This window comes from Anaerotignum lactatifermentans (assembly GCF_014982935.1).
GTDB classification, from domain to species: domain Bacteria; phylum Bacillota; class Clostridia; order Lachnospirales; family Anaerotignaceae; genus Anaerotignum; species Anaerotignum lactatifermentans.
The window spans coordinates 37666-51408 of record NZ_JADCKK010000018.1 but is presented as its reverse complement, the minus strand read 5'-3'; the positions used below and the strand labels follow the sequence as shown (position 1 = coordinate 51408).

Genomic DNA, 13743 nt, shown 5'->3' with positions numbered 1-13743 from the left:
TATAATAACCATCGAATCAAAGCAAAGTTAAAGGGCTTGCCACCTGCAATTTACAGACAACAAGCCCTTCTGGCTTCTTAAACAATTTTAATTTGAAAATATTGTCTAACTTTTTGGGTTCAGTTCACTTTAAGGATTCCGGCTATATTTGTTTTTTATGAAACAATCAGGTAGAAATCAAGGGTTGCTCTTTGGAGCTAATTTTACAAAGTGATAACTTTCTAAAATCTGAAAATACTTGGCAATACGGGGGTAGAGGGGTTCTGCCTCTTTTCCGAATTCTGCCTTTACTTCCAGTGCCAGATCCGCAACGCTTTTCTGTCCATCCATACGAGGCCAGAGAAAACTGCCCATGGTATCCAAATGAACCTGTGTGTATTTCGGTTTTTTGAATACCTTCTGTGCAATGCTGTTGAACAGTCCGCTGTTTTCTACCATCAGGGTTACGACACCATCCTCTGCTGTTTGCCAATTCTCGATGTTATGGGATGGAATCATATCCAGATAATTGATTTGTGGTGTTTCTTTTTTCTTTTTCATGCTTATTTCTTCACCCTGTTTTTACCCCAAAGGGAGGATTTCAACAGTGTCAGAATGATCAGAGCCAGTACAACGATGCTGCCGATGACGCCCAGGCTGAAGCCGTCCAGGAGATTGGAAGGATCGATTGTGAATACTGCCAGAATTGCCAGTGCGATACCAACCAGACCTTCGCCGGCGATCATACCAGCGCAGTACAGAGTACCGTCGTTGAGCTGTGCGTCTTTTGTTTTCTGGTCTACGTTCTTTCTTCTGTTCATCAGCAGATTGATGATACCGCCAATCATGATACATGCATTCAGCTGAACGGGAAGATACAGACCAACAGCAAAAGGCATTACAGGTACACCAACGATTTCAATGCCGATGGCAATGAATACGCCGATGAATACCAGAGACCAGGGCAGGTCGCCGCCCATGATACCTTCTACGATCATTTTCATCAGTGTTGCCTGAGGCGCAGGGATTTCCGCTGTGCCATAGCCCCATGCTTTGTGCAGCAGATACAGAACGCCGCCGATAGCCAGGGAAGAAGCCAGGATACCGATCAATTCACCGATCTGCTGTTTTTTAGGTGTTGCACCCAGCAGGTAACCTGTTTTCAAGTCCTGAGAAGTGTCACCAGCCAGAGCTGCGATAACACAGATAACGGAACCGATGGCAATGGCGCCTGTCATACCTTCGATACCTGTCATGCCCATGGATTTGAGCAGCAGTGTTGCAATCAGCAGTGTTGCGATTGCCATACCGGAAACAGGGTTGTTGGAGCTGCCTACCAGACCAACCATACGTGCGGAAACGGTTGCAAAGAAGAAACCGAATACAACGATCATGATTGCGCCTGCCAGGTTAACAGGGATTGCAGGGAACAGCCAGATAACCAGTGCAACTGCAGCGATACTGATCAGGATGACGTTCATAGGCAGATCCTGATCTGTACGAGCTGTGCCGTGTGCGCCGCTGTTTTTCAGACCCTTCATTGCCTGCGCGAAAGTACGGCAGATCAGAGGGAAAGATTTGATCAGGCTGATCAGACCACCAGTAGCGATGGCACCTGCACCGATGTAACGAACATAGCTGCCCCAAATGCCGCTGGGACCGCTTTCTGCAAAAATCTGCGCGATGGTTGTGGTACCGGGATACATAACAATGTCGCTGCCGAACAGCAGAATAATAGGAATCAGTACACACCAGCCGAACAGACCACCTACGAACATGTAGGAGGAAATTCTGGGGCCTACAATGTAACCAACACCAATCAGCGCAGGGTAAATCTGGGTACCAATCTGACCGCCCAGACTTTTGAATGTGTAGTTGATTTCACTGGGAACCAGTTTCAAGCCATCTACAATGAATTTGAAGATAGCTGCAAAGCCCATGCCTTTGAATACGGTGGAGGCGTTGGAACCGCCTTCTTCACCAGCCAGCAGTACGTCTGCACATGCTGTACCTTCGGGGTAGGGCAGAGTTGCGTGTTCCTTTACAATCAGCGCGTTACGCAGGGGTACCATGAACATAACGCCCAGGATACCACCGCAAAGTGCGATGACTGTGATTTCCAGAAGACCAGGGTTTTCCCCTTTACCTTCCGCTGCCCACAGGAACAGAGCAGGCAGAGTGAAAATTGCACCGGCTGCCAGGGATTCACCGGCAGAGCCGATTGTCTGTACGATATTGCTTTCCAGAATGGAGTTTTTCTTCATGACGATACGGATAATTGCCATGGAAATAACTGCCGCAGGAATGGAAGCAGATACTGTCAGACCAACACGAAGACCTAAGTATGCATTTGCTGCACCAAAGATAATCGCTAACAGGACACCGACGATAACAGATGTCACTGTGATTTCCGGGGTAACTTTCTCCGCCGGAATGTACGGTTTGAAATCTTTGTTTTCGCTCATGTTTCTCTTCCTTCTTTATAATTCTTTTTGATTGGCCAACATGTATCAGTATAGTATAAAACGATATGTACGACAAGTGTTTTATGCATATTTTCATATGTTTTTTCGTGAAATTATCGTTATTTCCATTTATTTACAGTAAGATTTTTGAAATTTTTTATCTAAATTGTACATTTTTAAATACCTTGTATGATAAGAAAGACGGAAAATCAATGGTTTGCGGATATGAAGCTTTAAAAAGTGGCTAATTACATGGCGTGAATATAAAAATGTATGGTTGCATAAAAAGACAATCTTTGCGAAAGATGAAATAAATTGAAAATTAAAAATGAAATTACACTTTTTGTGTAGTAATTTTCAAGAAAGCGTAAGAAAATGTATACCGATATATCTGACAAATGACCGACAAATAAGCATACACAAAATAGGTTCACAAAGGAACTTTCCCTTAAGAAGACATTGATTTTCTATTTCCTTGATTTCTTAAGAGAAATTGCGATGACTTTTTTTAGACGAAAACATATCAAATAGAATTTCAATATAATTAAGAAAGCCCAAATCCTTTGTCATAATAAGGCTTTTGACTTTCTCTGTTTTCTTATGAAAATGCTCCTAAGCATATAATCTTTTTCCTGATTACAAAATGAAAACAATATGGGGTGATGTAGAACAATTCTGATAAAAATAAAATAGCCGGAATTCTTTGTATTTTAAAGATTCCGGCTAAATTGCTTTGTGCAGCAGTTATAGATGATGTACTGCTTTTGATTTTGTGTAAGTTTAGAGCAATTCTTCGTAGCTCTGGATATACCGATCTGCAGTGCTGGAAATGGCTTGTTTTTCACTGTCAGAGGTAGGGTCTGCAATGGCATAGACAGTAAAACCGCCGTCTTTTGCGCTTTTGATTGCGTAGTAAGCATCTTCAAAGACAATGGTATCTTCTAAAGTTCCGCCTAACCGTTCCATCATCATTTGGAACACTTTGGGGCTATCTTTGGATGCGCCTACTTCGGTGCATGTTGCCACAAATTCAAAATAGGGCAGCAGTTCCAGACGATTCAGCGCAAGATGGATATAATCCGCTTCGGAAGCAGTCAGAATACACATCTTTGTGCCTTTGCTTTTTTCCTGTTCCAGAAATTCTTTTACAAAAGGCTTCAGTGGAATGGAATTTGCATACTGGTCTGCAACATAAGAAATGACTTCGTCACAGATTTCCCGTACAGTCTGTGTTGCCCCCAATTCCTGACGGAAAAATTCTGCCGTCTGTGGCAATGTCTGTTTTTTCATCACGGAAAGCAGGTTGGGGGGAATGGGAATGTTGTGGCTTTCCAGATAGCGTTTTCCTGTGTTTCTCCAGACGGGCATGGAATCGATGAGTGTGCCGTCCAGATCGAAAATAATATGTTTTGTCATATGCGTATCCTTATTTATTGAATTTGTCGATTTTTTCGTTGATGGTCAGTACGCCAGTAGGGTTGTGGAATACTTTGATATATGTTTTTGTGGAAGGTGCGCCTTCTTCGATGGGGATTTCCTGACAGCGTTTTGCGATAGCCATCAGACCTTCCAGATCGCCTTCGATGGTGGTTTCAAAAGGACCAACCACATAGTGATAACCTGTGCTGTCAATGTAGGCAATGACTTTATCTACAATGGCAAGAACCTTTTCTGTTTCTGTAACGTCAGGCAGTACCTGAACTGCAATACTTGTTGTATACATTTTTCAAAACCTCCTTTTTCCGTCAGTTTAGCACTTTTTGGAAAAAAAGGCAAGGGCAGCAGAAGGGGCAAAAGACACAGTTTTTGATGGTTTTTGAGCAGAAAAAAGTCCTTACCCAGATGGGTAAGGACGAAAGAAATCAGGATTTTTTCTTTTCAAAAATGATAAATACAAGTGCACAGATACCCAGCAGGATGGGGTAATAGCAGAAAGGTACGATTTCTACGGAAGATACGCTGACTGCTGCGGTGGCTGTTGCGGCAGAAGCATACAGCATCTGTGCACCGTAAGGAATCAGCCCCTGGAAAACGGATGTGAAAATATCCAGCAGGGATGCGGTTCTCTTAGGAGAAATGTCGTAATCGCTAGCGATTTCCTTAGCAATGGGACCTGCAATAACGATGGCAACAGTATTGTTTGCTGTGGAGCAGTCTACAACGGAGGACAGAGCGGCAATCCCGATCTGTGCGCCTTTGGGACCACGGATGCAGCGGCGGATAATGTACAGCAGCCAGTCGATACCGCCATTTTGACGTACCAGAGAAACCAGACCGGCAACGATGATGGAAATAACGGTAATATCGTACATGCCCATGATACCTTCGCCCATGATGCCGAAGCTTTCAATGAGAGTGAAGTCGCCGTAAGCGATACCGATGCACAGAGAAAGAAATGTGCCGCCTACCAGCAGCATAAATACGTTCAGACCAGCCAGTGCACCGATGAGTACCACCAGATAAGGCACGATACGGATGAAGTTGTATTCCAGTGCTTCTTCCATGACATAATCATTGCCTTTGGTGCGCAGGAAGAGTAAAATAGCTGTCAGGATTGCTGCGGGCAATGCGATTTTGAAGTTTTCACGGAATTTGTCTTTCATATCGCATCCCTGTGTTCTGGTAGCAGCAATGGTTGTGTCAGAAATCATGGACAGGTTATCCCCGAACATGGCACCACAGACAGCAGCGCCGATACACAGCGGCATTGCAATACCAGTTTTTTCACTGATACCGATGGCAATGGGTGCCAGTGCAACAATGGTACCAACGGATGTACCCATGGAAGTGGAGATGAAGCAGCCTACCACAAAGACCCCGACCACGGCAACGCTGCCGGGCATGATGGATAAGCCAAAGTTTACGGTGGAATCTACACCGCCAGCCGCTTTTACAGAAGCGGAGAATGCGCCTGCCAGAATAAATACCAGACACATGATCATGATGTTTTCGTCACCGGCACCACGGGCCATGTTGTTCAGCTTTTCTTCAAAGGAGAGTTTCTGTCCTTTTGGATTCTGGAGAAAAGCCACAACGAGTGCAATGACGAAGCCCACAATGGCAGGCAGAGAATCGCCGAACATGCCGCCATGAGAGTTGTCGATGATACCCACTGCGATGAACAGCACAAGGAACACCACAATGGGAATCAGTGCGAAAGGGTTGCCTTTTTTCATACTGAGACCTACTTTCTTTTTTTATTTTTTTACCTTACTGTAATCATACAACAGCATTCGTTATAATACAAGATAGATGCAAAAATATAAATTTTCTTTGAAATATAAAAATAATTTTGACGAAAATACGGAAAAAACATGTGAGAAAAAAAGCAATTTTTTTTGTGTTCTTACAAAAATCCATAAAAATAGAAAATATTCTACAAAATAGGTATAGGAGAAATAGAAAATAACAGATATAATAGGGTAAAAAGAAGGAATATGCATTCTTTTTGCCTAAAAAGGGGGGATTGTATGGCAACATTAAAAGATATCGCAGATCAGACGAATGTTGCTTTATCCACAGTATCGCGTGTGCTGAATGAAAAACCGGACATGCATGTGACAGAGGAAACACGTCGCCGTATTTTGGAAACAGCAGAAGCGTTGGGATATCGTAAGGAACGTCAGCAGGAGCAGAAAGAGCAGGTCATCGGCATTGCCTATGAAACGGCAGGGCTGTCTATACCGGCTTTTTATATGGCAATGCAGGCGAAAACATATTTGGAAGAGTTGTGCAGGCAAAGAAAAATCCGATTGTTCAATATTTCTTTAGACCAGAATAAAAAGCTGGAACCTATGCCGCATTTGACAGGGATTGCAGCCATTGGACAGTTTGATACGCAAAGCGCAAAGCAGCTTTCCGAATGTAACAGCAATGTGATTTTTCTAGGAGATTCACCAGATTTGGCAGAATATACCAGCATCTCACCGGATTATCGCATGGCTGTGGATATGATTCAGACAAAGTTTGTGGAACGGGAATATAGTCGTGTGATCTATGCGGGCATTGCGGAAAATGAAGCGAAAGCAAAAGAAGGTATGGTATATCACTACTGGAAGTATATGGCGGAAAAACGTGGTTTTACAGAGAAATTCCTGACCTGCAATAACCGAATGGAAATGCAGGAAAATTTACAGGAGTATCTCAAAGCAGAAGAACAGCGGACAGCTATTTTTGCTGTAGACGAGCGCACGGCAATGAGCATTGCAGCGGCTATCTGGGGAAGCGGAAAGAAAGTGCCGGAAGAAGCAGGTATTCTAACACTGAATTGTTTCTTTACCAATCCGGGAACAGAACCGCTGTTTTCCACCATTGACTTTGACATTTGTCAGTATGTTGCGATTTTGCTTTCCTGTCTGGAACAGCAGTATGCTTTAGGGTCAAAGGGAAAGAAAATCGTGCTGCCTTTTAGTTATACGGACAGGGCAACAATTTGAGGAGAAAAAGTGACATAATTTCTATTTTTTTACAGTTTCATAAGAAAAAAAGACAGACGTATCACCAAACTTTTTCCCTATTTTGTGTAAAATGGAAAAAAAGGAGGAAACTGTCTTGAGGGCTTGTTTCTGGGTACGTTGTGCCGTATAATATAGGTCGATATTCTGTCAACCAAAGGGGCTCCGATGTCTGCCGCTGGCAGGCGTCGGATTTTTTTGGAAACAATTTCGACAAAATGCAACTTTTTTTGCGTTTATTTTGTCTATATAGAGAGTAAGAAATAGGAGGAACAGTGCATTGGATTTTGGAAGTATTCCGTTTATCATATGGTTTTTGCCTGTATTTGTATTGATATATTATTTGATACCTTCAGCCCAGGGGAAAAAAGCTGCCATTATCGTAGGCAGTATTTTCTTTTATGGCGTGTCATGCCTGTCTTGGCTGCCATATCTGCTGGGATTGACTGTATGTGCCGTTGCAGCTGCGTTTTGGGTGCGGAAAAAAGGTAAGCCGGCTTTGATCGTATCTGTTTTGGCATTTACAGCGTTTTTGGTTTGGAATAAAGCATCAGATCAGCTGATGCCCGGTGTCAGCTTCGTAATCTTTACCATTCTGGCACTGCTTGTGGATACGTATCGCAAACCCACAGAAAAAAGTTTGCTGGATTTGGTATCTTATATTCTGTTTTTCCCGAAACTCCTTTCTGGTCCTATTGCCCGTCTGGAGCAGATGGAAACAAGAAAAGTGCGGCTCATGGGGGAAAAACCTACCCGTAATGGTGTGAACATCGAATATGGTGCTGCATGTTTTATCATTGGTCTGGGCTACAAAGTGCTTCTTGCCAATCAGCTGGCAGGACTTTGGCGAGAAATTCAGACCATTGGGCTTCCCAGTGTTTCTACGCAGTTGGTATGGATGGGTGTCATTGGCTATAGTTTGCAGCTGTATTTCGACTTTCAGGGGTATTCCCTGATGGCAATCGGTATTGCGAAGATGTTGGGCTACACCATGCCAAACAACTTTGACAGCCCCTATTTGTCCAAATCCGTATCTGAATTCTATCGCCGTTGGCATATTACCCTTGGTGCGTGGTTCCGGGATTATGTTTATATCCCTCTGGGAGGCAGCCGAAAGGGAACTGGCAGAACCATCATCAATCTGTTCGCCGTATGGCTTTTGACCGGATTGTGGCATGGCTTTGGTGTAAACTTCTTGATGTGGGGGATGTTCCTGTTCTTCTGGATTGCTATGGAAAAAATCTGGCTGCGTAAATTTTTGGAAAACAAGCCATGGCTGGCGCATATCTATGTATTGTTGGTGATTCCTTTGTCCTGGGTATTTTTCGCATTGCCGGAATTATCAGATATCGTATGGTGTTTCCTGCGGCTCTTTGGTCCTATTGTGCCTTATGAAGGCATCAATGTATCAGCAGGAGATTATCTGAAATACGGTAGTATGTATTGGCCTTTCCTGGTGGCAGGTATCTTCTTTGCTTTCCCCTTTGGAGAAAAGTGGCTGAAACGAAATTACCGCCGTGGTTTGGGGATTTTGGTACTGCTGGTGATTTTCTGGATGTCTGTTTATCAGCTTGCCATGGGATTGAATAACCCCTTTATGTATTTTTCGTTTTGAGGTGATGCACAATGAGAAAATTCAAATATCCGCTGCTGTTGCTGCTGGCTTTGTCTGTTGTTGCAGCAGAAGGCTATGGGCAGTATGTGCGTGTCCAGGGAGCGGTTGAAATGAATGATGGAAAACTTCATCCCGGCGTTGCCTATGCTTGTATGGATTTGAAAAACCGCATGCAGAATAGCGGCAAAACAGAATCTGCTTGGAATGTTATTGTTGGGCAGGAACAGGAAACAGAAGCGGAAGAATGGCCTGTTCGTGAATTTGAAACGGTAGATCAGTCTTATTTTGACGATGCGCTGTTTATCGGTGATTCCCGTATGGTAGGTATGTCAGAATATTCCGGTTTGGATAACGCAACATACTATGCGGAAGTTGGGCTGACCATTTATTCGCTGTTTGATGAACCCATTGCGCCATTGGCAGACGGCAGTATGGGAACACTGGAACAGGCTTTGCGTGAAAAACAGTTTGGTAAGATTTATCTGATGGTCGGTATCAATGAACTGGGTACCGGTACCAGAGAAAAGTTTTTGGAAACATATTCGGCTGCGGTGGATCACATCAAAGAATTGCAGCCCAATGCCATCATCTTCATTCAGGGTATCTTGTATGTAACAGAAGAACGTTCTGCAGAAGATGAGTATATCAACAATCTAAATATCCAGCTGCGTAATATGGATATTTCCAAATTGGCAGATCAACGGCGTACATTCTATATTGACGTCAATACGGTATATTCCGATGGCAAAGGAAATCTTTCTACAGAATATACCTTTGACAGTGCCCATTTGAAGGCAGCCTGCTATGATCAGTGGGTAACCTTCCTGATGGAGCACGGGATTGTTACAACGCCGCCGGAGAGCTGAAATTTTCATAAGATAATCAAGAAAGCTGAAGTCTATGCGATAGATTTCAGCTTTCTTATTATCACAGAATGTTTGCTTAAGGAAAAGCAGCTTTTTGTATTACGCCCGTTCATATTTTGCATGTCCAACCAAAAAACCAATACTGCCAACCAAAAAATCCTGAAATTGAGAAAGGGAAGCAATGGCATCTTGAGATGGAGAAGTACACATACGGACAAAGGTGAGGATGACCAGTGAGAAAAAACCTACGCCAGCAACGATGAGGATTTGCTGTCGGATACGGCAGTTTGTGCCAGATGGCAGAGGACCTTCCTCAGAGGGGGATTCTGCGGGGATTTTTTCGCGGCTTTCCAGAGGAATTTCATTTTCGCTTTTCTCTGGCATGCTCCCAAAAGCATTGCTGATGAAATAACCAAATATGGTGGCAGCGGAACTGCGGATCATGGCATCCATAGCATCAAATTCCTTTGTGAGATCAGGCGGCAAAAAAATATGCCAAGCTGATTGTAATAATAAAAACAGCAAAAACAGGCAAAGACAGCGGTCCGAAAGACGCATATGCCGCAGAGAATGACGCATATGCCGCGGAGAATGACGGAGCCGCTGGGCAAGACACTTTTTCTTCATAGAATCACCTGATTTTCTTTTGTTGGTTTATAGTATGAGTGGATTGGAGGACTGTGAAAAAGTTTTTGCCTTACAGTCACCAAAAAGAAATGTGGGCATATCTTGTCAATATAAAAAATTAAAGGAGTGCTTTTCAATGGAAATCAATGAAATGGAAAATCAGACTTGTCCCGCAGTGGGGTATCAGGCGGCTTCCGTATGTGTACCCGTTACAGTAACACCTTTTGCAGAGGCTGGGAAAACAGTTACAAAATGCCGTGGCGATCCGGTAGTCGTATCCGGCAGAGATACTTGTGAAGGTGTGAAAAACGGTACTTGTTCTTTCACCATTTCCCAGAATATTTGTGTGGCAGTACCTGTAGCCTTTGGCGCTGTGGCAACGGTTGGCGAAAGCTATGTAAACTGCAAAGGCGCAACAGCCGATGATGTCTGCACAGACTGCGCTGGTATTCCGCCTGTAACAGAACCGGTTGTTCCTGATCCCATGGTTCCCGGCGTGGATGCTTAACGGACGCTTCCATTCAATATAGGATAAAGTAAATTTGCTCCTTAGGAAATGTGTGCAAACCTCCATTTCTTAAGGGGTTTTTATATCCTATGAAATTTCTGGTATTTTTGTAGGATTTATGTTAAAATAAGTCTGCAATAGAAATATATTAGGTAAAAGGAGGCGCAAATGGGGGCATTCAAAAAGGGACAGGCTTTGTTTTTGTATTTTATGGCTTATGCTGTCATTGGCTGGATTTACGAAGTCTTTTTAGAAGTGGTGGTATACCGCTGGGGATTTTCAAACAGGGGTTTTTTATTTGGACCATATTTGCCGGTTTATGGTTTTGGTGCTGTCATTATTTTGCTGGTGTTACAGCCCTTGAAAAAGAAACGGATTACCTTTGGAAAAATCAATGTCACACCCATACTGGTGTTTTTGGGTATTGTGGCTTTGACAACGGGGCTGGAACTTTTGACCAGTTACATCATGGAATGGACCACAGGAGGATGGCTTTGGGATTATGACCGCTTTGCGTGGAATTTTCAAGGCAGAATTGCTCTCAATCCAAGTATTCGCTTTGGCATTGGTGGCATGTTTTTCCTCTATTGTGTACAGCCGCTGCTGGAAAAAGCCAATGGCGCTTTGACAGAAAAAATGAGAAGTCTGTTGTCGGGGAGCCTGTTTGTACTGATTTGTGTAGATTTTTTCTATCATATATTTTTGACAGTGTAATAAAGAGGTGTAAGATATGATTCGTGTGAATACAGAAACATGTATCGGCTGCGGTATGTGTGAAAAAGATTGTCTGGCAAGTGCCATTCGTGTGGAAGATGGCAAAGCCAAAGTGAAAATGAAATGTATGGAATGTGGGCATTGTGTGGCAGTCTGTCCTGTGGGAGCAGTTACCATGGATGGCGCTTATGACATGGCAGATGTGATGCCTTATGATGCGGAAACATTCAAAGTACCTGCGGAAAACTTCCTGAATTTCCTGAAATTCCGCCGTTCCACAAGACAGTATCAGCCCAAAGCTGTGGAACAGGAAAAACTGGAACGTGTTGTGGAAGCAGGACGCTATACACCAACTGCCAGCAACGGACAGAATGTACATTTTGTTGTAGTGCAGGAACAGATGGAACGGGTAAAAGATCTGATCTGGGAAGGTTTGGAACGGATGCTGGAAGCAGGCGAAATTCCCCATTACCGTGGCATGCTCCAGCGGTTTATTGACCGCAGAAAAGCGGATAAAACAAAGGATGCGCTGTTCTTTGGTGCCCCTGTACTGGTGGTATTGACATGTGAAGGACCTTGGAATGCTCCGCTGGCTGCCAGAAGTATGGAATTGATGGCAGAAGCAGAAGGGTTGGGCTCCTTGTATAGTGGCTTTATCCAGAGAGGAATTTTCTACAGCCCGGAAGTACAGGAACTCCTTGGTATCGCAGGAGAACAGGTAGCAGTTTGTATGCTCATGGGATATCCTGCTGTGAAATATCGCCGTACCGTTCCACGGAAAAAAGCAAACGTTACATGGAAATAAGAAATCAAAAAGACTGTCGTATTTTGACAGTCTTTTTTTTATGCCATTCAGCCGATGCGACAAGTTTTGCCTGCCTATTTTTTTATAATAAGGACAGGAGGGAACAATGTGGAACTTTACATAGATGTGGTGTTTTTCGTCAATGGCATCTGTTCCTGCCTGACACTATGGACTGCCGGAAGGCTTTTGTCCAGAAAATGCCGTTGGTGGCAGCTCATTTTAGGCGGATTTGTTCCATCACTGTTTTTTTGCCTTTTGTTGGTATTTGGTATAAAAACGGGATTTGTGCTGTCTGCTGTCATGATGCTTCTGGGGCTGGAAATTACGTATTTCCCCAAAAGCTTCTCAGGATTCTTCCAGCTTCTGGCAGCGTTGGGGATAGCTTCTTTTCTGTTGGGTGGTTTTCTGGAGATGCTTTTTGCTTTTACGGATGCCCAGCGATTTCTGGGGAAAGGGCTGACCATTTCCGTTTCCATGATGCCATGGCAGCGTTTGCTCTGGGGCTGTCTGCTGTTTTACATACTCCTGAAAGCAGGGGCTGGATGGCTGGAATGTCACGGCAAAAACAGAGGACAGTATTGCAGGATAACCGTGGAATCCGGCGGAAAAACAGTGAATTGCACAGGTTTTCTGGATACGGGCAATGAACTGCGCACAGAAGGGGGAAAACCCGTGGTGGTTTTGGAACTTGCCAGATGTGTACCTCTGCTGCCTAAGGAAAGTGCCCTTTGTCTGCTTTTGGGAAAATCTCTGCCAGAAAAAGATGCGGCATTTTTCTCTCAAATACCTTTTGCTGCCGTAGGAACATCATCCGGTATGCTGACATTGTTTATGGCGGAACACTTGACGGTAACACAAGGCAAAATCAGCAGGAAATATGAACAGATGCCCATTGGCATTTATATGGATCGTTTTACAGGTGGGTCAGCTGCACTGGTTCCGCCTGTTTTGTTGGAGGAGGAAGGCATATGAAAGCATGGAAGTATCAACTGTTTTTCTGGAAATATCGTCTGGAAAGCTGGTTGAAGAAGTGGCAGAAAGCCACAGGGATTTTTTATATTGGAGGAAGTGATGTATTTCCGCCGCCGCTGAAGCCGGATGAAGAGGCTTTGCTGTTGGAGCAGCTGGGCGGTGAGGATGATTTGCAGGTGAAATCCGTACTCATCGAGCGAAATCTGCGTCTGGTGGTATATATTGCCAGAAAATTTGAAAATACAGGTATCAATGTGGAAGATTTGATTTCCATTGGTACCATTGGACTTATCAAAGCCATCAATACGTTTAAAACAGATAAGAACATCAAGTTGGCAACCTATGCTTCAAGATGTATTGAAAATGAAATTCTCATGTATCTGCGCCGGAATAGCAAAACCCGGGCAGAGGTTTCCATAGATGAGCCCCTTAATGTGGATTGGGAGGGAAACGAACTGCTGCTTTCTGATATTTTGGGAACGGAAAGCGATGCCATTTACAAGAGTATCGAAGATGAGGTCAATAAAGACCTGCTCCACCAAGCTATGGAGAAACTTTCCGGCAGAGAGCGGCAGATCGTCCAGATGCGTTTTGGAATTTTGCCGGAAACCACAGAACGCACCCAAAAGGAGGTGGCAGATATTTTAGGTATCTCCCAGTCCTATATTTCCCGTTTGGAAAAGAAAATTATGGGGCGGCTGAAAAAAGAAATGAATAAATTGATGTAATGGAGAGAGA

Annotated in this window: 15 protein-coding genes; 9 read left to right on the top strand and 6 right to left on the bottom strand. The window is 43.8% G+C overall.

Annotated features, from left to right (window positions below):
* A partial coding sequence (locus INF29_RS15055; RefSeq protein WP_330608303.1) for an IS3 family transposase occupies positions 1 to 81 on the top strand: 81 nt, incomplete at its 5' end.
* Positions 82 to 177: 96 nt separating this feature from the next.
* Here the strand turns inward: INF29_RS15055 and INF29_RS06555 are convergent.
* The 5 genes from INF29_RS06555 to INF29_RS06535 all read right to left on the bottom strand — a co-directional run bounded on the left by INF29_RS06555 (position 178) and on the right by INF29_RS06535 (position 5620).
* Positions 178 to 540 (bottom strand): PqqD family protein, encoded by a 363-nt coding sequence (locus tag INF29_RS06555; protein ID WP_072852988.1) that lies wholly within the window; start codon positions 538 to 540, stop codon positions 178 to 180.
* 2 nt (positions 541 to 542) lie between these two features.
* Complete coding sequence (locus INF29_RS06550; protein WP_193485392.1) at positions 543 to 2444, bottom strand: OPT family oligopeptide transporter; 1902 nt, start codon at positions 2442 to 2444, stop codon at positions 543 to 545.
* A 780-nt stretch (positions 2445 to 3224) separates the two neighbouring features.
* The gene (locus INF29_RS06545; protein WP_072852984.1) at positions 3225 to 3860 is read right to left on the bottom strand and encodes an HAD family hydrolase; all 636 of its coding nucleotides are present in this window, start codon (positions 3858 to 3860) and stop codon (positions 3225 to 3227) included.
* A 10-nt stretch (positions 3861 to 3870) separates the two neighbouring features.
* The gene (locus INF29_RS06540; protein WP_022254475.1) at positions 3871 to 4167 is read right to left on the bottom strand and encodes a thiamine-binding protein; all 297 of its coding nucleotides are present in this window, start codon (positions 4165 to 4167) and stop codon (positions 3871 to 3873) included.
* Positions 4168 to 4306: 139 nt separating this feature from the next.
* Positions 4307 to 5620: a Na+/H+ antiporter NhaC family protein gene (locus tag INF29_RS06535; RefSeq protein WP_193485390.1), complete on the bottom strand. Its 1314-nt coding sequence runs from the start codon at positions 5618 to 5620 to the stop codon at positions 4307 to 4309.
* A 294-nt stretch (positions 5621 to 5914) separates the two neighbouring features.
* Between INF29_RS06535 and INF29_RS06530 the strand changes: the two genes are divergently transcribed.
* The 3 genes from INF29_RS06530 (at position 5915) to INF29_RS06520 (ending at position 9379) form a co-directional block, all read left to right on the top strand.
* Positions 5915 to 6880, top strand: a complete 966-nt coding sequence (locus tag INF29_RS06530; protein ID WP_087990275.1) for a LacI family DNA-binding transcriptional regulator — start codon at positions 5915 to 5917, stop codon at positions 6878 to 6880.
* Between the two features lie 298 nt (positions 6881 to 7178).
* Positions 7179 to 8513, top strand: coding sequence for an MBOAT family O-acyltransferase (locus INF29_RS06525; RefSeq protein ID WP_193485388.1), 1335 nt, complete (start codon positions 7179 to 7181; stop codon positions 8511 to 8513).
* An 11-nt stretch (positions 8514 to 8524) separates the two neighbouring features.
* The gene (locus tag INF29_RS06520; RefSeq protein WP_193485386.1) at positions 8525 to 9379 is read left to right on the top strand and encodes a GDSL-type esterase/lipase family protein; all 855 of its coding nucleotides are present in this window, start codon (positions 8525 to 8527) and stop codon (positions 9377 to 9379) included.
* Positions 9380 to 9478: 99 nt separating this feature from the next.
* Here INF29_RS06520 and INF29_RS06515 read toward each other — a convergent pair whose 3' ends face one another.
* Entirely contained in the window at positions 9479 to 10006 is a 528-nt protein-coding gene (locus INF29_RS06515) for a hypothetical protein (protein ID WP_193485384.1), read from the bottom strand.
* 136 nt (positions 10007 to 10142) lie between these two features.
* Here INF29_RS06515 and INF29_RS06510 point away from each other — a divergent pair, with 136 nt between their 5' ends.
* The 5 genes from INF29_RS06510 to sigE all read left to right on the top strand — a co-directional run bounded on the left by INF29_RS06510 (position 10143) and on the right by sigE (position 13733).
* Positions 10143 to 10514 (top strand): hypothetical protein, encoded by a 372-nt coding sequence (locus INF29_RS06510; protein ID WP_193485379.1) that lies wholly within the window; start codon positions 10143 to 10145, stop codon positions 10512 to 10514.
* Positions 10515 to 10682: 168 nt separating this feature from the next.
* Positions 10683 to 11228, top strand: a complete 546-nt coding sequence (locus INF29_RS06505; RefSeq protein WP_193485376.1) for a putative ABC transporter permease — start codon at positions 10683 to 10685, stop codon at positions 11226 to 11228.
* Positions 11229 to 11244: 16 nt separating this feature from the next.
* Positions 11245 to 12033, top strand: a complete 789-nt coding sequence (locus INF29_RS06500; protein ID WP_193485374.1) for a nitroreductase family protein — start codon at positions 11245 to 11247, stop codon at positions 12031 to 12033.
* Between the two features lie 108 nt (positions 12034 to 12141).
* Positions 12142 to 13005: a sigma-E processing peptidase SpoIIGA gene (locus tag INF29_RS06495; RefSeq protein WP_193485372.1), complete on the top strand. Its 864-nt coding sequence runs from the start codon at positions 12142 to 12144 to the stop codon at positions 13003 to 13005.
* Positions 13002 to 13733 carry an RNA polymerase sporulation sigma factor SigE gene (sigE, locus tag INF29_RS06490; protein ID WP_072852968.1) on the top strand — a complete coding sequence of 244 codons (732 nt, stop codon included), beginning with the start codon at positions 13002 to 13004 and terminating at the stop codon, positions 13731 to 13733. Before INF29_RS06495 ends, sigE begins: the two co-directional genes overlap by 4 nt.
* Positions 13734 to 13743: the final 10 nt, after the last annotated feature.